Origin of the sequence: Streptomyces sp. NPDC057617, from assembly GCF_042800555.1 — a bacterium.
In the GTDB taxonomy this organism is placed as follows: Bacteria; Actinomycetota; Actinomycetes; order Streptomycetales; family Streptomycetaceae; genus Streptomyces.
The window spans coordinates 25825-46305 of sequence record NZ_JBHVGV010000004.1 but is presented as its reverse complement, the minus strand read 5'-3'; the positions used below and the strand labels follow the sequence as shown (position 1 = coordinate 46305).

Here is a 20481-nt window from a genome sequence, read left to right as displayed (position 1 = left end):
ACCCTCCGGTTGACCCTTCCGTCGTTTCCATTTACCTACGCTGGGTTACGTGCAGCGCTTCTACGACTTTCTCCGCAGACACCCGACGGGCGTCGACAGCTTCTGGGCTGTCCTGCTCTTCGGGTGCTCTCTGCTGTGGGCGGTCCAGCGGACCGCGGGGGTGGGGCCGCGCCTGGTGGCGATCCCGACGGTCGCGCTGCTCTGCCTCGCCGTGGCGCTGCGCCAGCGGGCACCCGAGAAGACACTGGTCCTGGTGCTGGCCCTGGGGGTCGTACAGGTCGTGCTCGATGTGCCGGTCAACCCCGCGGACTTCGCGATGCTGGTGGCCATCTACACGGTCGCGGCGCAGGGCGGACCGCGGTGGGCCTCCCAACTCGGGCTTTTGGGCGGGCTGCTGGCCGCTCCGATCTCCCAGGTGCGCTGGCCCGCGGAGGAGTCGAGCATCGCCGGGCACGTCATCGTGTCCGTCATCATGAGCGTGCCGTTCGCGCTCGCCTGGGTGCTGGGCGACTCGTTCCGTACCCGCCGCGCCTACTTCGACCAGCTTGAGGAGCGCGCCACCCGGCTGGAGAAGGAGCGCGAGGCGCAGGCCAAGGTGGCGGTGGCCGCGGAGCGCGCCCGTATCGCGCGTGAGCTGCACGATGTCGTCGCGCACAATGTCTCGGTGATGGTGGTCCAGGCGGACGGCGCGGCCTATGTGCTGGACGCGGCGCCCGACCAGGCGAAAGAGGCCCTGGAGACCATTTCGAGCACCGGCAGGCAGGCGCTGGCGGAGATGCGCAGGCTGCTCGGTGTGCTGCGGACCGGCGACGCCAAGGAGAGCGGCGAGTACGTACCGCAGCCCGATGTCGGGCAGATCGAGGAACTGGTCGAGAAGGTACGGGGCGCCGGCCTCCGTGTGGACTTCAAGATCGAGGGCACTCCGCGGCCGCTGCCCAGCGGGGTGGAGCTGACCGCGTACCGCATCGTGCAGGAGGCCCTCACCAACAGCCGCAAGCACGGCGGCCCGGATGTCGGCGCCAGTGTGCGTCTGGTCTACTTCGACGACGGGCTCGGGCTGCTCGTCGAGGACGACGGCCGGGGCGCGGCGCACGAACTGTACGAGGACGGCGGGGCCGACGGGCGCGGTCACGGTCTGATCGGTATGCGCGAGCGGGTCGGGATGGTGGGCGGCACGCTGGACGCCGGTCCGCGGCCGGGCGGCGGCTTCCGGATCAGCGCGCTGCTCCCGCTGAAACCCGCGCATTAGCCGGCTCTGCCCTCACCGATCCCGTGTGCCCTCAGCGATAAGGAATCCGCAGATGACGATCCGTGTGATGCTCGTCGACGACCAGGTCCTGCTGCGTACCGGTTTCCGTATGGTGCTGGCCGCGCAGCCGGACATGGAGGTGGTCGCGGAGGCCGGGGACGGTGCGGAGGCGATCGAGAACCTCCGGTCCGTGGCCGTGGACGTGGTCCTGATGGACGTCCGGATGCCGCGGCTCGACGGCGTGGAGGCGACGCGCCGGATCTGCGCGGAACCGGGCGCTCCGAAGGTGCTCATCCTGACCACCTTCGACCTCGACGAGTACGCCTTCTCCGGGCTCAAGGCGGGGGCGAGCGGCTTCATGCTGAAGGATGTGCCGCCCGGCGAACTGCTCAGCGCGATCCGCTCGGTGCACAGCGGGGACGCGGTGGTCGCCCCCTCCACGACCCGGCGGCTGCTCGACCGCTTCTCGCCGATGCTCCCGACGAGCACGAAGCCGCGCAACAAGGAGCTGGACCGGCTCACCGACCGCGAGCGCGAGGTGATGCTGCTGGTGGCGCAGGGGCTGTCGAACGGGGAGATCGCGGGGCGGCTGGTGCTGTCGGAGGCGACGGTGAAGACGCATGTGGGCCGGATCCTGACGAAGCTGGGACTGCGGGACCGGGTGCAGGTGGTGGTACTGGCATACGAGTCGGGCCTGGTCCGAGCGGGCGGTACGCCTCCCGGCTAGGGGGCCGTGGTGCGGGACGCGCTGTTCCCGCCGGCCCCGCCCGGGGCGCCGGTTCGTCCTCAATCGCCGGACGGGCTTGTTTGTGCCGGGCGTGCCGCCTCCTCGTGCACCCTTGTCATGAAATCCGCCGCTGCCCTTCGTACGTCCTCCGCCGTCCACTCCAGACCCGGTTCCGTCACCGTGATTTCCGTGAAGGAGACGCCGGGTGGGCCGGAGCGGGGTGTCGACCAGACGCGGAAGAGCGAGGTCTTCGTTTCCTCCGCCTGGCGGACCGACGCCTCGTTCAGGATCTCCGGGGGGTACGGGAGCCAGACCTGGAACTGGTGGGTGTGCGGGGGCTGCGGGTGTACGCGGGACCAGGGCGCCGCCGACTCCGCGAACCCCTGCGCCAGCGCCGCCGCGACGACGCGCGCGTGCGCGACGTACGACGGCAGCCGTGGCAGCTCGCGCTCAAGACCCAGCAGCGCCGACAGCGCCGCCGGGAACTGCTGGAAGAGCAGGCCGCCGTAACGGTGGCGCCAGGCGCGCGCCTCCTCCACCAGTTCCTCGGGCCCCGCCAGCGCCGCGCCGGACAGCCCGTCCAGCGACTTGTAGAAGGACACGTACACGCTGTCCGCGAGCCCGGCGATCTCCGCCCGCGTGCGCCCGAAGTGCGGCTCGCACTCCCACAGGCGCGCGCCGTCGAAGTGCACCACCGCGTCCCGCTCGCGCGCCGCGGCCACCACCGCGACCAGCTCGTCCCAGGACGGCAGGACGAAACCCGCGTCCCGCAGGGGCAGTTCCAGCATCAGCGTGCCGAAGGGGTCGGCCAGGTCCCGGACCTCTTCGGCGGTCGGCAGCCGCGGCTCGGTGGTCGGATGGACCGTACGCAGCCCGCCGACGGCCGACAGCGCGCCGCCCTCGTGGACCTCGGGATGCGCGAGGGGATGCAGCGCCACCGTCGCGTTGCCCGTACGCCCCGCCCAGCACCGGAGCGCCACCTGCTGAGCCATCGTGCCCGTCGGGAAGAAGGCCGCCGCCGGGAAGCCGAGCAGCGAGGCCACCCGCCGCTCCAGCTCGGCGACCACCCCGTTCCCGTACAGATCGGACCATTCGTCCAGGTCGTACACGGACCCCGCGTCCGCCGCGAGCGCCGCCAGCCGCTCGCCCAGCCGCTGGTTGATCCCGGGCCGCGTCAGTATGCGCCCGGCCGCGGCCCACGCGATCAGCCTGCGCCGCCGGGCGGCGTCCTCGGTCTTCCCGCCCGCCCCGCCGTCCGCGCTCCCGGACGTCCCGCCGCTGTCCTCGCGGGCCGCGTCGGCCCGCCCGGCCCGCTCGTCGTCTTCGTTCGTCTTTCCCATGGCCCGATCATGTCCCACCCGGCGCTCGCCGCCCACAGCCTGTGGACAACCAAGTGCCGAGGCCCTGTGGACAACTGACTGGCGGGCCCGGACGCTGGCGTAGCATGGCGAGAAATCGTCCGGTACCCCTCGCGGACTGGAACGGAAGGCCCCGCCGCGTGAATCCCACTGCTCAGGAATCTCCCGATCCCCGGGACCGCCCGGCCCGGCTCACCGTCGGTGTGGTGGGAGCGGGCCGCGTCGGCCCGGCGCTCGCCGCGTCCCTCCGGCTCGCCGGGCACCGTCCGGTCGCCGTCTCCGGCGTCTCCGACGCGTCCCGGCGCAGGGCGGCGGCGCTGCTCCCCGACGTTCCGCTGGTCACCCCCGCCGAGGTGCTCGCCCGCGCCGAGCTGGTCCTGCTGACCGTTCCGGACGACGCGCTGCCGGGCCTGGTCGAGGGGCTCGCCGAGACCGGTGCCGTACGGCCGGGACAGCTCCTCGTGCACACCTCGGGGCGGTACGGCGCCAGGATCCTGGACCCCGCCCTGCGCGCCGGTGCCCTGCCGCTCGCCCTGCACCCCGTCATGACCTTCACCGGCTCCTCAGTGGACGTCCAGCGGCTGGCCGGCTGCTCCTTCGGGGTCACCGCCCCCGAAGAGCTGCGCCTGGCCGCCGAGGCCCTGGTCATCGAGATGGGCGGCGAGCCCGAGTGGGTCGCCGAGGAGTCCCGCCCGCTCTACCACGCGGCGCTCGCGCTGGGGGCGAACCACCTGGTCACGCTGGTGGCACAGTCGATGGAGCTGCTCCGTACGGCCGGGGTCGCCGCCCCCGACCGGATGCTGGGCCCGCTCCTGGGCGCCGCCCTGGACAACGCCCTGCGCTCCGGCGACGCCGCACTGACCGGACCGGTCGCGCGCGGCGACGCGGGCACGGTCGCCGCACATGTCGCCGAGCTGCGCACCCACGCCCCGGGCGCCGTCGCCGGATATCTCGCGATGGCCCGTACGACCGCGGACCGCGCGCTGGCGCACGGACTGCTCAAGGCCGAGCTGGCGGAGGACCTCCTGGACGTCCTCGCCGACGGGGACACCCTCGGAGACCCCCGGGGCGGCGGCAGCGGGGGCGCCCGATGAGCCTCGTCCTCGCCTCCACCGTCGCCGAGCTGGACCGCGTGCTGGACGGGCACGCGGGCGGCGGCCCCACCGCCGTCGTGATGACCATGGGCGCGCTGCACGAAGGCCACGCCAGTCTTGTACGGGCCGCCCGCGCCCATGCCGGCCGCACCGGCCTGGTCGTGGTCACCGTCTTCGTCAACCCGCTCCAGTTCGGCGCGGGCGAGGACCTCGACCGGTATCCGCGCACCCTCGAAGCCGATCTGAAGACCGCGGAGGCGGCCGGCGCCGACGCCGTGTTCGCCCCGGCCGCCGACGAGGTCTACCCCGGCGGCGCGCCCCAGGTCACCATCTCCGCGGGCCCCATGGGCGAGCGCCTCGAAGGCGCCTCGCGCCCCGGCCACTTCGACGGCATGCTCACCGTCGTCGCCAAGCTCCTCCATCTCACCCGGCCCGACGCCGCGTTCTTCGGCCGCAAGGACGCCCAGCAGCTCGCCCTCATCCGCAGAATGGCCCGCGATCTGAACTTCCGGGCCGAGATCATCGGCGTACCGACCGTCCGGGAAGAGGACGGTCTCGCGCTCTCCAGCCGCAACCGCTATCTCTCCCGGACCGAGCGCCGTACCGCCCTCGCCCTCTCCGGGGCGCTGTTCGCCGCCCGCGACCGCCTCGCGGCCCTGCACGCCCTGCGCGCCCGCGCCGAGTCCGCCCCCGCGCCGGGCGCCCGCGCCGCCGCGCTCTCCGCGCTCGGCGAGGCCCGTCTCGCGGCCGACGCCCATGCGGTGGCCGTCGCGGGGACCCCGGCCGCGCGGGCCCGCCCCTGCGGGCCCGATGCCGTACGGGCCGCGGCCCGCACCGTGCTGGACGAGGCGGCCCGATCCATGCCGCCCCTCGTCCTCGACTATCTGGCCCTCGTCGATCCCGCTGATTTCACGGAGGTCCCCGACGACCACACCGGCGAGGCGATCCTCGCCGTCGCCGCCCGCGTCGGCAGCACGCGGCTGATAGACAACATCCCCCTGACCTTCGGAGCGCCCCAGTGACCGGAACCGGAATACGGCTGACCGCCCCCGCACCCGGCTGGGCCATCGACGCCGATGTCGTCGTGGTCGGCTCCGGCGTCGCCGGTCTCACCACGGCCCTGCGCTGCACCGCCGCCGGGCTCCGTACGGTCGTGGTCACCAAGGCCCGGCTCGACGACGGCTCCACCCGCTGGGCCCAGGGCGGCATAGCGGCGGCCCTCGGCGAGGGCGACACCCCCGCGCAGCATCTCGACGACACCCTCGTCGCCGGCGCCGGCCTCTGCGACGAGGAGGCCGTCCGTACCCTTGTCACCGAGGGCCCCGCGGCCGTACGGAGACTGATCGGCACCGGCGCCCACTTCGACACCCACGCCACCGGCGAGCTCCAGCTCACCCGCGAGGGCGGCCACCACCGCCGCCGGATCGCCCACGCGGGAGGCGACGCGACCGGCGCCGAGATCTCCCGCGCCCTGGTCGAAGCGGTACGGGACGCGGCCCTCCGTACCATCGAGAACGCCCTGGTCCTCGACCTGCTGACGGACGATCAGGGCCGTACGTCCGGTGTCACCCTCCATGTCATGGGCGAGGGCCAGCACGACGGCGTCGGCGCGGTGCACGCCCCCGCGGTGGTCCTGGCCACCGGCGGCATGGGCCAGGTCTTCTCCGCCACGACCAACCCCGCCGTCTCCACGGGCGACGGAGTGGCGCTGGCGCTGCGCGCGGGCGCGGAGGTCTCGGACCTGGAATTCGTCCAGTTCCACCCCACGGTGCTGTTCCTCGGCGCCGGCTCCGAGGGCCAGCAGCCCCTGGTCTCCGAGGCGGTACGGGGCGAGGGCGCCCATCTCGTCGACGCCGACGGCATACGGTTCATGCTCGACCAGCACGAACTGGCCGAGCTGGCGCCCCGCGACATCGTCGCCAAGGCCATCACCCGCAGAATGCGCGAGCAGGGCGTCGAGAACATGTATCTGGACGCCAGGCACTTCGGCGCGGAGATGTGGGAGAGCCGCTTCCCCACCATCCTGGCGGCCTGCCGTACCCATGGAATAGACCCGGTCACGGAGCCGATACCGGTGGCGCCCGCCGCGCACTACGCGTCGGGCGGTGTCCGTACGGACCTGCGCGGACGGACCACGGTGCCGGGGCTGTACGCGTGCGGCGAGGTCGCCTGTACGGGAGTGCACGGCGCGAACCGGCTGGCCTCCAACTCCCTGCTGGAAGGCCTGGTGTTCGCGGAACGGATCGCGGCGGACATCGCGGCGGATGCGGGGCCGGAGCCCTGGCGGTCCGGCCCGGTGGTCCCGGCCGAGCCCGCCGCCACCAGCCTGGTGCCGCTGATCGCCCCCGAGGCGCGGGCCGGAATCCAGCGGATCATGTCCGAGGGCGCGGGCGTGCTCAGGTCGGCCGGAAGCCTGGCGGCCGCCGCCGAAGCCCTGGAGACCACCTTCCAGCGCGCACTCCGGGGAGCCTCCGGGACCTTCGAAAGCCGCTCCGCAAACGGCGCCGGAAACGGCTCCGGAAGCCGCCCCGGAAATGCCCCCGCGAGTGCCTCCGCAAGCGCCTCCGGAAACGGTGAGAGCGGCGAGGACGGCCCGGACGACGGCTCCGGCAAGGCCGCCGTGCCCGGTGTCGAGTCCTGGGAGACCTCGAACCTCCTCTGTGTCGCCCGCGTCCTGGTCGCCGCCGCGCTGGAGCGCGAGGAGACCCGGGGCTGCCACTGGCGCGAGGACCGGCCCGAGCGGGACGACACCGACTGGCGCCGCCATCTCGTCGTACGCCTGCTGCCCGACCGGAGCCTGGCGCTCCACCGCACCGAGTCGGCCGCCTTCCCGCCGGTCGGCCCCGGACTGCCCCGCTCCGTACGCCCCGTAGCCCCCGCACCCCACACCCCGCCGACGCCCCCAGGGAGCCAGAAACCGTGAGCACGCCCGAAGACAGTCCACGCCCCGAGCCCGTGGACGTACCGCTGATCCAGATCGGCGCCCCGGCCGCCGCCCAGGGCGGCTGCGGCGACGGCTGCGGCTGCTCCGCCGACGAGGCCTTCGACTTGGAGTGCGGCCTCGACCCCGCCCTCGCCCAGTTGCTCGCCGACGCCGGACTCGATCCTGTACAGGTCGAGGACATCGCGCATGTGGCCATCGAGGAGGACCTCGACCACGGCGCGGACGTCACGACCGTAGCGACCGTCCCCGAGGACGCCGTCGCCACCGCCGACTTCACCGCCCGCCAGAGCGGTACGGTCGCCGGACTGCACATCGCCGAGGCTGTCCTGTCCGTCGTCTGTACGGAGGAGTTCGCCGTGGAGCGGCATGCCGCGGACGGCGACCGCGTCGAGGCCGGACAGAAGCTGCTCAGCGTCACCACCCGCGTCCGCGATCTGCTCACCGCCGAGCGCAGCGCGCTCAACCTGCTGTGCCGGCTGTCCGGTATCGCGACCGCCACCCGTGCGTGGGCGGACGCGCTCGAAGGCACCGGCGCCAAGGTCCGTGACACCCGCAAGACCACGCCCGGGCTGCGCGCGCTGGAGAAGTACGCGGTGCGGTGCGGCGGCGGCGTCAACCACCGGATGTCGCTGTCCGACGCGGCCCTGGTCAAGGACAACCACGTGGTCGCGGCGGGCGGGGTCGCCGAGGCGTTCAAGGCCGTACGGGACCGCTTCCCCGACGTACCGATCGAGGTCGAGGCCGACACCCTCGACCAGGTGCGCGAGGTCCTGGACGCGGGCGCCGATCTGATCCTGCTGGACAACTTCACCCCGGAGGAGACGGCCGAGGCGGTCGGCATCGTCGCGGGCCGCGCCCTCCTGGAGTCCTCCGGGCGGCTCTCCCTCGACAACGCGCGTGCCTACGCGGAGACGGGCGTCGACTTCCTCGCGGTCGGCGCGCTCACCCACTCCTCCCCGATCCTGGACATCGGCCTCGACCTGCGAGAGGCCGGCGCCTGATGCTCCTGACGATCGACGTCGGCAACACCCATACCGTGCTCGGTCTGTTCGACGGCGAGGAGATCGTCGAGCACTGGCGCATCTCCACGGACGCGCGCCGCACGGCCGACGAACTCGCCGTACTGCTCCAGGGCCTGATGGGCATGCACCCGCTGCTCGGCGAGGAACTGGGCGACGGGATCGAGGGCATCGCGATCTGCTCGACGGTGCCGTCCGTGCTGCACGAGCTGCGGGAGGTGACCCGCCGCTACTACGGAGATGTCCCCGCCGTTCTCGTAGAGCCGGGCATCAAGACGGGCGTGCCGATCCTGGTGGACAACCCCAAGGAGGTCGGCGCGGACCGCATCATCAACGCGGTCGCGGCGGTCGAGCTGTACGGCGGCCCGGCGATCGTCGTCGACTTCGGTACGGCGACGACCTTCGACGCGGTGAGCGCGCGGGGCGAGTACGCGGGCGGGGTGATCGCGCCGGGCATCGAGATCTCGGTCGAGGCGCTCGGTATCAGGGGCGCCCAGCTCCGCAAGATCGAAATCGCCAGGCCGCGCAGTGTGATCGGCAAGAACACGGTCGAGGCGATGCAGTCGGGCATCCTGTACGGCTTCGCGGGCCAGGTCGACGGCGTGGTGAGGCGCATGGCCCGGGAGCTGGCTGAGGACCCGGGCGAGGTGACGGTCATCGCGACGGGCGGCCTGGCCCCGATGGTCCTGGGCGAGGCGTCGGTGATCGACGAGCACGAGCCCTGGCTGACCCTGATCGGCCTGCGCCTGGTCTACGAACGGAACGTCTCCCGCATGTAGCCGCACGCTCCGGGCCCGCCGCGGACGTGGGCGGCTGGAGCCGGCCGCCGTACGCAGCGTGCGGCCGGCTGGGGCCGGCCGCTCCGACGAGAGTGGGCCCAGCCCGACTGCGCGCGGCGGGCTATGAAGCCGTTCCGCCTCCTGCGCCGGGTCGTGCATGCGGGGCCCGGGCCCCTCATGCACGAAGCCCGCGGCCGGCCCGGCCCCCGAGCCCCGACGCCAGGGCCGGGGCCCGCGTTCCGTGCAGGAGGGTCGCCCGGGGCCCGGGGCTTGGGGCTCGCTGCCAGGGCCAGGGCCCAGCCGCTGCGCTTGCGCACGCCGCGCCCCGGGGTGCCCGCTCCGTCCCCCGTTCGACGGGTGGGCCGCGCCCGGGGGGAGGTGTTAAGCGGATTTTGTCCTTTTGGCGCGTAGTGTCGCCGCATGCCCACGCCATACGGATCCCGCGGCGGCATGGCGTTCGGTGCGGAGGAGCTGCGTGTGCTCCGACGTGCCCTTGCCGTCGCCCTTCATCCCGTCCCGCTGCCGAACGAGGACGTCCGGGCCTGTCTGCGGCTCGCCGAGTCCGTGGACGAGGCGGTACGGGAGGCCGGGCGGCTGCGGGACTTTCTGATGGCCGACCTCGTCCGGTACCGGCAGGCGCTCCCCGGGTCTCTCACCGGCTATCTGGAGCTGCTCCGGGAGGCCCTGGCCGCCGGCTATGTCCCACTGCCCGACGATCTCGCGGCGCTGCGCGCCCTCCGCGGCAATCCGGCCGCCGCGGCCCTGCTCGACCGCTGCCAGGCGCTCGCCGAGCGGTCCGTACGGGCGCGTCTCGCCGCCCGCGTCACCGCCGCCACCCCCGCCGGCCCGGCTGCCACGGCGGCCCCCGCGCCCCGCGCCAGGCTCCGCGCGCTCCCCGGCGGCCTCTCGGCTGACGCCGGCACCGACGCAAACAGCGGCTCCGACTCCGACTCGGGTTCCGACTCCGGTTCCGGGTCGGACTCCGGCTCGGATTCGGATTCCGGCTCCGGCGAACCGGCACAGCCCAAGGAGCCCGAAAGGAAACCGGCCGAAAAGCCAGGCAAGGAGCCGGACAAGGACTCCGGCAAAGAACCCTCCGAGCCGGCGAAGGCGCCCCGGAAACCGGGCCCGCCCCAGCGCCCCGCGCCCGGCAAGCCGATGCCCAAGCCGTCCGAGGTCTTCCCGCCACGCCGCCGCCCGGCGCCCCCGCCGGAGAAGCTGGCCGCCGGATAGCTACGCTGGACGCCATGGACTACGTATCCGCGCTCGTACCTCCCGTGGTGATGGCCGCCTTCTTCATCGGCCTCGTCGTGACGATCGTCAAGAGCCAGGGCGGCCCCAACAAGGCCAAGGAGGACGCAGCGGTCGACGCGGCCCTCGCCCGCGCGGAAGCCCAGCAGCAGGACCGTACGCCCGGCACCGGCAACGCCTGACCGCCGGGCACGGCAGCCGGCGGCACCCGGCAGATCCCCTGCACCGCCGCCACACGCATTCACCGTATGACCAGGACGTACGACTGATTCCCGTCGTACGTCCTTTTTGTTCCGTCAATAACCGGCCATTCGGACATCTCGCACTATGGTGAAGATGTGCCCCGCCAATTGGGAGACCTGGAAGACGCCGTCATGACACGCGTCTGGCAATGGAACCGCCCGGTCACCGTCCGGGAAGTCCTCGAAGACCTTCAGCGGGAACGGTCCATCGCCTACACCACCGTCATGACCGTAATGGACAATCTCCATCAGAAGGGCTGGGTACGCAGGGAAGTCGAGGGCCGCGCCTATCGATATACGGCGGTCTCCACCCGCGCCGCCTACGCCGCGGCCCTGATGAACGAAGCCTGGTCGAAGAGCGACAACCCCGCCGCCGCCCTCGTCGCCTTCTTCGGCATGATGTCGCCCGAGCAGCGCCAGGCACTTGAGGACGCCGTCCGTATGGTGCGGGCGGACCGCCCGGAAGGCGAACGCCCGGAAGCCGCGGGGCTTCCGGAGGAAGCCGAACAGGAACGCCCGCGGGCCGAAGACGCCGCGGCCCGGGGCGCCGACCGCCCCCCGGAGGCCGGGCGATAGCGTCTCGGCATGCGCTCGACCCTTCCGCTTCCCAATGCCGAAGCAAATGCCATCACCGTCCGGCGGGCCAGGACCAGGGATGTACCGGCTGTCCGCCGTCTCGTCGACCCTTACGTGAGCGAAGGCATCCTGCTCGACAAAGCGCCCGTGACGCTTTACGAGGACATCCAGGAGTTCTGGGTCGCGGAACGCGACGAGGACGCCAGTGTCATCGGCTGTGGCGCCTTGCATGTGATGTGGGAAGACCTCGCGGAAGTACGCACACTCGCCGTGGATCCCGTGGTCAGGGGCGCGGGAGTGGGGCATCAACTGCTTGACAAGCTGCTGGAGACCGCCCGCTGGCTCGGAGTGCGCCGGGTATTCTGCCTGACCTTCGAAGTCGAGTTCTTCGCGAAGCGCGGCTTCGTGGAGATCGGTGAGACGCCGGTCGACGGAGATGTGTACCGAGAGCTGCTGCGTTCCTATGACGAGGGTGTTGCGGAGTTCCTCGGTCTCGAACGGGTGAAGCCGAACACCTTGGGCAACAGCCGGATGCTTCTGCACCTGTGATCGCCCGACTCAGCCGGATCCCTATGTCCGAATCGCGCACGTTTCCCGTGTTCTCGCGCTGCTGAACCTCTGCCGGGGGTTTGTGTTTTCCTGAGAAAAGCGGTTTCCTTTCCGCGTACTGCATTTTCGATGAAAGGAAATCCGGTGGCACAGAAGGTTCAGGTCCTTCTTGTCGATGACCTCGACGGCGGCGAGGCGGACGAGACCGTGACGTTCGCTCTGGACGGCAAGACCTACGAGATCGACCTCACCACCGCCAATGCGGACAAGCTCCGGGGTCTCCTCGATCCGTACACCAAGGGGGGCCGGCGTACCGGTGGCCGCGCCGCGGGCAGCCGCGGCAAGGGCCGGGTCGCCACGGGCGGTAACAAGGACACCGCGGAAATCCGCAAGTGGGCGAAGGAGAACGGCTACAGCGTCAACGACCGCGGCCGTGTTCCCGCCGAGATCCGTGAAGCCTACGAGAAGGCCAACGGCTGAGTATTCGTACGAAGGGCATTTCTGCGCGGCATGCGCAACAAGCGGGCCCGGTGGCACTCAGTCGCCGCCGCGTCCACGAGTCGTACGAGATCGGGGGCATCCCCACCACTGCCCCCGCTGCCGCCGCTCCGCCCGAGGGGAGCGAGTGACGGCAGCGTCGGCTCCGTCCCGCGTCCGGGCTCGGGGGGCCGCAACCAGGTGGCGGCCCCCTGCGCGGTGACGCCGGGCCAACGCGGTGGCGCGGGAGCGGTGATCCGCCCGCCCGCGCCGGCAGCGGTCAGCCCCAGGGCGATTCCGCCCCAATCCAGCCAGTCGAGCAGCCCCGGCAGCTCGTCCGCGCTCCCCGCGGCCACCAGCAGGGCCATCCGCCCGCCGAGCAGCGCCACGGGCCCCGTCGGAACGGTCCGCCGCAGCAGGGCCGCGCCCGCGTCGGCGGGCAGCTCCAGCACATCGAAGCGCAGCCCGGTCAGCAGCCGTACGGGAGGCCCCGCCTCCACGGCCCAGCCGAGGCCCTCCTCGTACCACCGCGCAGGACAGCTCTCCGCGGCAGGACAGCTCTCCGTACCGGTGCGACCGCCGGGGAGCGGGTCACGCGGGGGCGGGACAGTGGGGGCCATGCCCGGAGCAACTCCCGACCTGAGCGCAGAGTTACGCTACGTCCGTGCCCGATCGCGCAATGTGCCGGAATCGGGGGCGCGCGGGCGCATTCAGGAGCGCAAGGGTGTTCGCCCGTAGCGGAGGGAACTGGGGTGCGCCGCATGGAGTGTCAGTGCTTACGGGTAAGACATTCCTAGTGGGAAGGGACGACACGCGGTTCTGGGCGTCTTGCGTTCGCCATCGGCGTAGTGATGGCGAGGGTATCTGCCTGGCCTGCGGGAACATCGTCTCGCACCATCGGGTTGGAGCTGTTGTCCGGCGTTCGGGGCTGGGAGCCTGGGACAGGTAGTCGGCAGTTGGAATGAGCGGTCCCCGCTTGCGGGACTAAGCTGCGGAAGGACAGGGAGGGGACCGACCCCTTTACTGCCTGACCGCTCTGAGGAGCGATTAACGATGTTCGAGAGGTTCACCGACCGCGCGCGGCGGGTTGTCGTCCTGGCTCAGGAAGAAGCCCGGATGCTCAACCACAACTACATCGGCACCGAGCACATCCTCCTGGGCCTTATCCATGAGGGTGAGGGTGTCGCCGCTAAGGCCCTGGAGAGCCTCGGGATTTCGCTCGAGGCGGTCCGCCAGCAGGTGGAGGAGATCATCGGCCAGGGCCAGCAGGCCCCCTCCGGCCACATCCCCTTCACACCCCGGGCCAAGAAGGTCCTGGAGCTGTCGCTCCGTGAGGCCCTTCAGCTCGGCCACAACTACATCGGTACGGAGCACATCCTGCTCGGCCTGATCCGCGAGGGCGAGGGCGTCGCCGCCCAGGTCCTGGTGAAGCTGGGCGCCGATCTCAACCGGGTGCGGCAGCAGGTCATCCAGTTGCTCTCCGGCTACCAGGGCAAGGAGGCCGCCACAGCGGGCGGTCCTGCCGAGGGCACGCCCTCCACGTCCCTGGTCCTCGACCAGTTCGGCCGGAATCTCACCCAGGCCGCCCGCGAATCCAAGCTCGACCCGGTCATCGGGCGCGAGAAGGAGATCGAGCGGGTCATGCAGGTGCTCTCCCGCCGTACGAAGAACAACCCGGTCCTCATCGGCGAGCCCGGCGTCGGCAAGACGGCGGTCGTCGAGGGGCTGGCCCAGGCCATCGTCAAGGGCGAGGTGCCCGAGACCCTCAAGGACAAGCACCTCTACACCCTCGACCTCGGCGCGCTCGTCGCCGGCTCCCGCTACCGCGGTGACTTCGAGGAGCGCCTGAAGAAGGTCCTGAAGGAGATCCGCACCCGCGGCGACATCATCCTGTTCATCGACGAGCTGCACACCCTGGTGGGTGCCGGCGCCGCCGAGGGCGCGATCGACGCGGCGAGCATCCTGAAGCCGATGCTGGCCCGCGGTGAGCTGCAGACCATCGGTGCGACCACGCTCGACGAGTACCGCAAGCACCTGGAGAAGGACGCGGCCCTGGAGCGCCGCTTCCAGCCGATCCAGGTCGCGGAGCCGTCCCTGCCGCACACGATCGAGATCCTCAAGGGCCTGCGCGACCGGTACGAGGCGCACCACCGCGTGTCCATCACGGACTCCGCGCTGGTCGCCGCCGCGACCCTCGCCGACCGGTACATCTCGGACCGCTTCCTGCCGGACAAGGCGATCGACCTGATCGACGAGGCTGGCTCCCGGATGCGGATCCGCCGGATGACCGCGCCGCCGGACCTCCGTGAGTTCGACGAGAAGATCGCGGGCGTCCGCCGCGACAAGGAGTCGGCGATCGACTCCCAGGACTTCGAGAAGGCCGCCTCCCTCCGTGACAAGGAGAAGCAGCTCCTCGCCGCGAAGACCAAGCGCGAGAAGGAGTGGAAGGCCGGCGACATGGACGTTGTCGCCGAGGTGGACGAGGAGCTGATCGCCGAGGTCCTGGCGACGGCGACGGGCATCCCGGTCTTCAAGCTCACCGAGGAGGAGTCCTCGCGTCTGCTCCGCATGGAGGACGAGCTGCACAAGCGCGTCATCGGGCAGAAGGACGCCATCAAGGCGCTCTCGCAGGCCATCCGCCGTACGCGAGCGGGTCTGAAGGACCCCAAGCGCCCCGGTGGCTCGTTCATCTTCGCCGGCCCGTCCGGTGTCGGTAAGACCGAGCTGTCCAAGACGCTCGCCGAATTCCTGTTCGGTGACGAGGACGCGCTGATCGCCCTCGACATGTCGGAGTTCAGCGAGAAGCACACGGTCTCGCGGCTCTTCGGCTCGCCTCCCGGTTACGTGGGATACGAGGAGGGCGGCCAGCTCACCGAGAAGGTGCGCAGGAAGCCGTTCTCCGTCGTCCTCTTCGACGAGGTCGAGAAGGCCCACCCCGACATCTTCAACTCCCTTCTGCAGATCCTGGAGGACGGCCGGCTGACCGACTCCCAGGGCCGCGTCGTGGACTTCAAGAACACGGTCATCATCATGACGACCAACCTCGGGACCCGGGACATCTCCAAGGGGTTCAACCTGGGCTTCGCGGCGCAGGGCGACACCAAGACCAACTACGAGCGGATGAAGAACAAGGTCAACGAAGAGCTGAAGCAGCACTTCCGGCCGGAGTTCCTCAACCGTGTCGACGACACGGTCGTCTTCCACCAGCTCACCGAGGAAGACATCATCCAGATCGTCGATCTGATGGTCGCCAAGGTCGATGAGCGTCTGAAGGACCGGGACATGGGCCTGGAGCTCAGCCCGTCCGCCAAGTCGCTTCTCGCCAAGAAGGGTTACGACCCGGTGCTGGGTGCCCGGCCGCTGCGCCGGACGATTCAGCGCGAGATCGAGGACATCCTCTCCGAGAAGATTCTCTTCGGTGAGCTGCGCCCCGGTCACATCGTGGTCGTGGACACCGAAGGCGAGGGCGAGACAAAGGCGTTCACCTTCCGCGGCGAGGAGAAGTCGCCTCTGCCGGATGTCCCGCCGATCGAGCAGGCCGCGGGCGGCGGTCCGAACCTGACGAAGGACTGACGGGGACCGACGACGAAGAACTGACAGGGACAGAAAAGCACTGACCCAAGGGCTGCCCCGGAACCGTTTCTTACGGCTCCGGGGCAGCCTTCTTTCAATTCTTCCGGAGCGCGTGCCCTTTAACTGCATTGTCATTGCCGCCTCTTGGGGCCAGGACTTTGGTCCTGAATCGGACAGCCCTTCTGCCCGGCGGCCGTGACATGCCGCACAGGCGATTCCGCTCCTACGAGCCCGAATAGTGGCCGGTCCGGACGGCGGCCGGGGCCTTTGTGCGGGAGCTCAGGGGCATCCCTACGACGAGATGCCGTAGATGGGGTGTTTTGGCATGAGATGGGGTCCGGGTTACCAAGGTGTGGCCAGCCCGGCGCGAAGGTGCCGGGTCCCTTGATGCCCGGAGGTTTTCGGAATGTCGCCGCGCAAGCTGTCCCGTCTGACCCGCCCGTCCGTCCTTCGTACCCGTGCCGGTGTCCTGGCTGCCGGACTCGGAGTGTCGCTGGCGGCCGGAACCGGGGCCGCGTTCGCCGCGACCGGCGGCGCCGCGCCCGCCGCCCCGGCCGTCGCCACGGCCGCCGTCCAGCACCAGGCGACCGCCGTGCAGGCCAAGTCCGTGGCCAAGGCGGATGACGCCAAGGCGGGCGCCGGCAAGGCCGCCACATGGATCGATCCGGTGAGCAAGTACACGCTGAGCGCGGGCTTCGGCAGGGCCGGCAATATGTGGTCCGCCAAACACTCCGGCCAGGACTTCGCCGTACCGATCGGCACCTCGGTGCACGCCGTTCACAGCGGTACGGTCGTCAAGGCGGGCTCGTACGGCGCCGGTGACGGTCCTGCGTACGGCAACGCGATAGTGATCAAGCACAGCGACGGCACGTACTCGCAGTACGCGCATCTGTCGAAGATCAAGGTCTATGTGGGCCAGTACGTGAAGACGGGCCAGCAGATAGGGCTCTCCGGCAACACCGGCAACTCCAGTGGCCCGCACCTGCACTTCGAGATCCGTACGACCCCGAACTACGGCTCGGCCGTCAACCCGGTGAACTTCCTGCGCTCGGTGGGCGTCAAGGTGTGACCCCGGTCACGATGTTGACGATGTGATCCGCGCTCATGGCGTGGCCGTATGAGCGCTGGTGATCAGCTCGGTGGAGACCTCAAGGATGGCGAGCCGCTTCTCCTCGGGGTCTCCTTCGATGTCCCTGAGCGCGAACGCCCCGGCGTGCAGGGCGAAGAGCGCGGTCATGGAGCGGACCCGGTCGGTCAGGGACGCCTCGGGGTCCTCGATCAGTTCACGCAGGCGCATCATCCGGTCCTTGAAGCCCTCGCCGATGCTCAGATCGCGCACGGTCGCCTGGTTCTCCTGCATGAAGCGGAAGATCGGTGTGGCCGCCGCCAGCGCCTCGCTGTAGCGGCGCAGGACCTCGCGCTTGGTCTCCAGCGTGTGGGGCCGGCCCCTGCCCCAGGTGATCAGGTCGTCGATCGGGCGCGTCAGATCCTCGAAGAGGCTGATCAGGATGTCTTCCTTGGTCTTGAAGTGGTAGTAGAGCGCGGCCTTGGTGACATCCAGCCGCTCGGCGATCTCCCGCAGCGAGGTCTTCTCGTACCCCTGCTCGGCGAAGAGCTCCAGCGCGACGTCCTGGATGCGCTGACGGGTGTCGCCCCGCCGCGGGTGCTGTGAGCTGCCCATGGTGCTCTCTCTCCCAAGAAATAACTTACTTGACGCCCGGCAAGTAAGGGGTCTATCTTCCCCAGTGTAGTCGGCTTGCCGGGCGGCAAGTAAGTGTCAGGGGAGTGCAGGGGAGTGGGGAATATGAGTCCGACCGGGAAACAGACGGGGAAGGGCGCGCCAATCGGCGGCGACGGTGAGGCGTCCATAGCCGAGCAGGCCACCAAGGCGACCAAGAGCGAGCCGCAGCCGCGGAGTGTGCGGGTGGTGCTGCTCGCGCTGATGATCGCGATGCTGCTGGCCATGCTCGACAACATGATCATCGGTACGGCGATGCCCACCATCGTCGGCGAGCTGGGCGGTCTTGAGCACCTGTCCTGGGTGGTCACCGCGTACACCCTCGCCACCGCCGCCTCCACCCCGATCTGGGGCAAGCTCGGCGACATCTACGGGCGCAAGAGCGTCTTCCTCACCTCGATCGTGATCTTCCTGATCGGCTCCGCGCTCAGCGGTATGGCCCAGGACATGGGCCAGCTCATCGGTTTCCGCGCGATCCAGGGCCTGGGCGCCGGCGGTCTGATGGTCGGCGTGATGGCGATCATCGGTGATCTGATACCGCCCCGCGAGCGCGGCAAGTACCAGGGAATGATGGCCGGCGTGATGGCGCTCGCCATGATCGGCGGACCGCTGGTCGGCGGCACCATCACCGACCACCTCGGCTGGCGCTGGAGCTTCTACATCAATCTTCCGCTGGGTGCGGTGGCGCTGGTGATGATCACCGCCGTACTGCATCTGCCCGCCAAGGACCGGTCGAAGGTCACGGTCGACTACCTCGGGGCCGCGCTGCTGACGGTCGGCATCACCTCGATCGTGCTGGTCACCACGTGGGGCGGTACGGAGTACGCCTGGGGCTCGGCCATGATCATGGAGCTGATCGCGATCGGTGTTGCCGCGCTGGTGGGCTTCGTCTTCGTACAGACCAGGGTCACCGAGCCGATCATGCCGCTGCACATCTTCCGCAGCCGTAACTTCACGCTGATGTCCGTGATCGGCTTCCTGACCGGCTTCGTGATGTTCGGCGCGGTGCTCTTCCTGCCGCTCTACCAGCAGTCGGTGCAGGGCGCCTCGGCCACCAACTCCGGGCTGCTGCTCCTGCCGATGCTGCTGTCGATGATGGCCGTCTCGCTGATCGCGGGCCGGGTCACCACCAGCAGCGGCAAGTACAAGATCTTCCCGATCCTGGGCGGCGGACTGATGACGGCGGGGCTGTTCCTGCTGGCGCAGATGGACACGGAGACCTCGCGGCTGACGTCCGGCGTGTACATGGCCGTCCTCGGCGCCGGTATGGGCTTCCTGATGCAGATCACCATGCTTGTCGCGCAGAACAGTGTCGAGCTGAAGGACATGGGGGTCGCCTCCTCCTCGACCACCCTGTTCCGTACGCTCGGCAGCTCGTTCGGCGTCGCCATCATGGGCGCGCTGTTCACCAGCCGGGTGCAGGACGAGATGGCCGCCCGGGGCGGCGGGGGCGTCACTCAGCAGTCCGCGCAGCTCGACGCGGCGAGCCTGGCGAAGCTGCCGGACGCGGTGCGCGAGGCGTACCAGGTCGCGGTCTCGTCCGGTACGCACGCGGCCTTCACGCTGGGCGCGGCGATCGCGCTGATCGGATTCGTCGCGGCCTTCTTCGTCAAGGAGGTCCCGCTGCGGGGCGCAGGAACGAAGCCGGCCGCCGAGGAGGCACCGGCCCTGGACGGCAAGGTCCCGCAGTCCGCCTGATCCCTGGTCCGTCTACACCTCTGCACTCGTAGGCATGCGTAGCTCGCGGCCACGGCCCCCGGCGTTCCGCGCCGGGGGCCTTCGCCGTCCGGGCGCCTGTGCGGGACCGGGCCCGTTGTCAGTGGTACGTGTCAGGATCGGGATGTGGAAAGTACGGGGACGGGTCCCGGGCCCGCGCACCTCGCCCATCTGCGGCGACTGCGCCTGGCCAAGGACGCCATGGACCGCGACTGGGCCGAGCCGCTCGACCTGGACGCGGTCGCGGCCCATGCCGGATATTCGCGGTACCACTTCGTGCGGGCCTTCAAGGCGGTCTATGGACAGACCCCGGGGCGCTATCTGTCCCGCAGACGCGTCGAGCGGGCCGAGGACCTGCTGCGTACGGCGAATCTCTCCGTCACGGAGATCTGCGCGCTGGTCGGCTTCACCAGCCTCGGCACCTTCACCTCGCGCTTCAAGCAGCAGACGGGCTGCACACCGGGTGAGTACCGGGCCCGGTACGCCGGGCGCGGAGCCGCGCTCATACCGGGGTGCTACGCGATGCTCTGGGCCGGCGGATTCCCGGCCAGGGAGGCCACGGACACGACCGGGGCGATACCGGCGAGCGAGGGCCCGCGGAAGAGCCCGGACAGCGGCTCGCAGCACCGCAATTCTGGAGAAGCGGGCTGAGGGCCGTCCTGTCTACGGTGGCGGAGCAGGCGGCACCGACCGCCGGAGCCACGCACCACCGAGGGAGCACGTCATGATCAAAGGTCTTTCGATCGCCACCGTCTGGGTCCTTGACCAGGACCGCGCGAAGAAGTTCTACACCGAGAAGCTGGGCCTGGAGGTCCGTACGGACATGACCATGGGCGAGGGAGGGATGCGCTGGCTGACCGTCGGTGCGAAGGACCAGCCGGATATGGTGCTGACCCTGATGGTGCCCGGTGCCCCGGCGATGGACGAGGAGTCCGCCGAGGCGCTCAGGAAGCTGGTCGTCAAGGGCGTCCTGGGTGCGGGCGTGCTGACCACGGACGATGTCCACGGGGACTACGAGAAGCTGAAGGCGCGCGGGGTGGAGTTCGTCCAGCCGCCCCAGGAGCGTCCGTACGGTACGGAGGCGCTGCTGCGGGACGACTCGGGCAACTGGTTCTCCCTCACCCAGACCCGGCAGGGAGACCTGGACCTGGAGAAGGAGTGGGCGCACTAGGGCACGCCCTGGGCCGGA

Annotated in this window: 20 protein-coding genes; 17 read left to right on the top strand and 3 right to left on the bottom strand. The window is 70.5% G+C overall.

Annotated features, from left to right (window positions below; genetic code table 11):
• Positions 1–49: 49 nt before the first annotated feature.
• Both ACFU9P_RS11825 and ACFU9P_RS11820 read left to right on the top strand, forming a co-directional pair.
• Positions 50–1249, top strand: coding sequence for a sensor histidine kinase (locus ACFU9P_RS11825; RefSeq protein WP_376384145.1), 1200 nt, complete (start codon positions 50–52; stop codon positions 1247–1249).
• 52 nt (positions 1250–1301) lie between these two features.
• The gene (locus ACFU9P_RS11820; protein ID WP_384079059.1) at positions 1302–1976 is read left to right on the top strand and encodes a response regulator; all 675 of its coding nucleotides are present in this window, start codon (positions 1302–1304) and stop codon (positions 1974–1976) included.
• 59 nt (positions 1977–2035) lie between these two features.
• Here the strand turns inward: ACFU9P_RS11820 and ACFU9P_RS11815 are convergent, their stop codons facing one another.
• Positions 2036–3316, bottom strand: a complete 1281-nt coding sequence (locus ACFU9P_RS11815; protein WP_384079056.1) for a threonine aldolase family protein — start codon at positions 3314–3316, stop codon at positions 2036–2038.
• A gap of 158 nt (positions 3317–3474) precedes the next feature.
• On the opposite strand from ACFU9P_RS11815, the gene ACFU9P_RS11810 reads away from it, so the two are divergent.
• The 10 genes from ACFU9P_RS11810 (at position 3475) to ACFU9P_RS11765 (ending at position 12268) form a co-directional block, all read left to right on the top strand.
• On the top strand, positions 3475–4428 hold the full coding sequence (locus ACFU9P_RS11810) for a Rossmann-like and DUF2520 domain-containing protein (protein WP_376384154.1): 954 nt from the start codon (positions 3475–3477) through the stop codon (positions 4426–4428).
• A complete protein-coding gene (panC, locus tag ACFU9P_RS11805; RefSeq protein WP_384079053.1) occupies positions 4425–5450 on the top strand; it encodes a pantoate--beta-alanine ligase in 1026 nt (341 codons plus the stop codon). The genes ACFU9P_RS11810 and panC overlap by 4 nt, the downstream gene beginning before the upstream one ends.
• Positions 5447–7351, top strand: coding sequence for an L-aspartate oxidase (locus tag ACFU9P_RS11800; RefSeq protein ID WP_376384160.1), 1905 nt, complete (start codon positions 5447–5449; stop codon positions 7349–7351). Before panC ends, ACFU9P_RS11800 begins: the two co-directional genes overlap by 4 nt.
• Complete coding sequence (gene nadC, locus ACFU9P_RS11795; RefSeq protein WP_376384163.1) at positions 7348–8373, top strand: carboxylating nicotinate-nucleotide diphosphorylase; 1026 nt, start codon at positions 7348–7350, stop codon at positions 8371–8373. Before ACFU9P_RS11800 ends, nadC begins: the two co-directional genes overlap by 4 nt.
• Positions 8373–9170 (top strand): type III pantothenate kinase, encoded by a 798-nt coding sequence (locus tag ACFU9P_RS11790; RefSeq protein ID WP_376384166.1) that lies wholly within the window; start codon positions 8373–8375, stop codon positions 9168–9170. The genes nadC and ACFU9P_RS11790 overlap by 1 nt, the downstream gene beginning before the upstream one ends.
• A gap of 420 nt (positions 9171–9590) precedes the next feature.
• Positions 9591–10403 (top strand): hypothetical protein, encoded by an 813-nt coding sequence (locus ACFU9P_RS11785; protein ID WP_384079048.1) that lies wholly within the window; start codon positions 9591–9593, stop codon positions 10401–10403.
• Between the two features lie 14 nt (positions 10404–10417).
• Positions 10418–10603 carry a hypothetical protein gene (locus ACFU9P_RS11780; RefSeq protein ID WP_376384172.1) on the top strand — a complete coding sequence of 62 codons (186 nt, stop codon included), beginning with the start codon at positions 10418–10420 and terminating at the stop codon, positions 10601–10603.
• Positions 10604–10759: 156 nt separating this feature from the next.
• On the top strand, positions 10760–11239 hold the full coding sequence (locus ACFU9P_RS11775) for a BlaI/MecI/CopY family transcriptional regulator (RefSeq protein ID WP_384079045.1): 480 nt from the start codon (positions 10760–10762) through the stop codon (positions 11237–11239).
• Positions 11240–11248: 9 nt separating this feature from the next.
• On the top strand, positions 11249–11788 hold the full coding sequence (locus ACFU9P_RS11770) for an amino-acid N-acetyltransferase (RefSeq protein WP_376384177.1): 540 nt from the start codon (positions 11249–11251) through the stop codon (positions 11786–11788).
• A 144-nt stretch (positions 11789–11932) separates the two neighbouring features.
• Complete coding sequence (locus ACFU9P_RS11765) at positions 11933–12268, top strand: Lsr2 family protein (RefSeq protein ID WP_376384180.1); 336 nt, start codon at positions 11933–11935, stop codon at positions 12266–12268.
• Here ACFU9P_RS11765 and ACFU9P_RS11760 read toward each other — a convergent pair.
• Positions 12247–12885, bottom strand: a complete 639-nt coding sequence (locus ACFU9P_RS11760) for an SCO3374 family protein (protein ID WP_384079042.1) — start codon at positions 12883–12885, stop codon at positions 12247–12249. The two genes, ACFU9P_RS11765 and ACFU9P_RS11760, sit on opposite strands and share 22 nt — an antisense overlap.
• 433 nt (positions 12886–13318) lie before the next feature.
• On the opposite strand from ACFU9P_RS11760, the gene ACFU9P_RS11755 reads away from it, so the two are divergent.
• A complete protein-coding gene (locus ACFU9P_RS11755) occupies positions 13319–15838 on the top strand; it encodes an ATP-dependent Clp protease ATP-binding subunit (RefSeq protein ID WP_376384186.1) in 2520 nt (839 codons plus the stop codon).
• Between the two features lie 406 nt (positions 15839–16244).
• Positions 16245–16907, top strand: a complete 663-nt coding sequence (locus tag ACFU9P_RS11750) for a M23 family metallopeptidase (RefSeq protein ID WP_384079038.1) — start codon at positions 16245–16247, stop codon at positions 16905–16907.
• A 33-nt stretch (positions 16908–16940) separates the two neighbouring features.
• On the opposite strand, the gene ACFU9P_RS11745 is transcribed toward ACFU9P_RS11750, so the two are convergent.
• Entirely contained in the window at positions 16941–17519 is a 579-nt protein-coding gene (locus ACFU9P_RS11745) for a TetR/AcrR family transcriptional regulator (RefSeq protein WP_384079035.1), read from the bottom strand.
• Positions 17520–17642: 123 nt separating this feature from the next.
• Here ACFU9P_RS11745 and ACFU9P_RS11740 point away from each other — a divergent pair, with 123 nt between their 5' ends.
• The 3 genes from ACFU9P_RS11740 to ACFU9P_RS11730 all read left to right on the top strand — a co-directional run bounded on the left by ACFU9P_RS11740 (position 17643) and on the right by ACFU9P_RS11730 (position 20463).
• Positions 17643–19274, top strand: coding sequence for an MDR family MFS transporter (locus tag ACFU9P_RS11740; protein ID WP_384079032.1), 1632 nt, complete (start codon positions 17643–17645; stop codon positions 19272–19274).
• Between the two features lie 219 nt (positions 19275–19493).
• Positions 19494–19943, top strand: a complete 450-nt coding sequence (locus ACFU9P_RS11735) for a helix-turn-helix transcriptional regulator (RefSeq protein WP_376384262.1) — start codon at positions 19494–19496, stop codon at positions 19941–19943.
• A 73-nt stretch (positions 19944–20016) separates the two neighbouring features.
• Positions 20017–20463, top strand: coding sequence for a VOC family protein (locus ACFU9P_RS11730; protein WP_376384195.1), 447 nt, complete (start codon positions 20017–20019; stop codon positions 20461–20463).
• Positions 20464–20481: the final 18 nt, after the last annotated feature.

What these genes read in the sequence shown, in the direction of transcription:
- ACFU9P_RS11755 (WP_376384186.1), top strand. Translation starts at nt 13,319, where the DNA reads ATGTTCGAGAGGTTCACCGACCGCGCGCGGCGGGTTGTCGTCCTGGCT.
- ACFU9P_RS11770 (WP_376384177.1), top strand. Translation starts at nt 11,249, where the DNA reads ATGCGCTCGACCCTTCCGCTTCCCAATGCCGAAGCAAATGCCATCACC.
- ACFU9P_RS11820 (WP_384079059.1), top strand. Translation starts at nt 1,302, where the DNA reads ATGACGATCCGTGTGATGCTCGTCGACGACCAGGTCCTGCTGCGTACC.
- panC (WP_384079053.1), top strand. Translation starts at nt 4,425, where the DNA reads ATGAGCCTCGTCCTCGCCTCCACCGTCGCCGAGCTGGACCGCGTGCTG.
- ACFU9P_RS11740 (WP_384079032.1), top strand. Translation starts at nt 17,643, where the DNA reads ATGAGTCCGACCGGGAAACAGACGGGGAAGGGCGCGCCAATCGGCGGC.
- ACFU9P_RS11760 (WP_384079042.1), bottom strand. Translation starts at nt 12,885, where the DNA reads ATGGCCCCCACTGTCCCGCCCCCGCGTGACCCGCTCCCCGGCGGTCGC.
- ACFU9P_RS11815 (WP_384079056.1), bottom strand. Translation starts at nt 3,316, where the DNA reads ATGGGAAAGACGAACGAAGACGACGAGCGGGCCGGGCGGGCCGACGCG.
- ACFU9P_RS11730 (WP_376384195.1), top strand. Translation starts at nt 20,017, where the DNA reads ATGATCAAAGGTCTTTCGATCGCCACCGTCTGGGTCCTTGACCAGGAC.
- ACFU9P_RS11735 (WP_376384262.1), top strand. Translation starts at nt 19,494, where the DNA reads ATGGACCGCGACTGGGCCGAGCCGCTCGACCTGGACGCGGTCGCGGCC.
- ACFU9P_RS11785 (WP_384079048.1), top strand. Translation starts at nt 9,591, where the DNA reads ATGCCCACGCCATACGGATCCCGCGGCGGCATGGCGTTCGGTGCGGAG.
- ACFU9P_RS11790 (WP_376384166.1), top strand. Translation starts at nt 8,373, where the DNA reads ATGCTCCTGACGATCGACGTCGGCAACACCCATACCGTGCTCGGTCTG.
- ACFU9P_RS11780 (WP_376384172.1), top strand. Translation starts at nt 10,418, where the DNA reads ATGGACTACGTATCCGCGCTCGTACCTCCCGTGGTGATGGCCGCCTTC.
- ACFU9P_RS11750 (WP_384079038.1), top strand. Translation starts at nt 16,245, where the DNA reads ATGTCGCCGCGCAAGCTGTCCCGTCTGACCCGCCCGTCCGTCCTTCGT.
- ACFU9P_RS11745 (WP_384079035.1), bottom strand. Translation starts at nt 17,519, where the DNA reads ATGGGCAGCTCACAGCACCCGCGGCGGGGCGACACCCGTCAGCGCATC.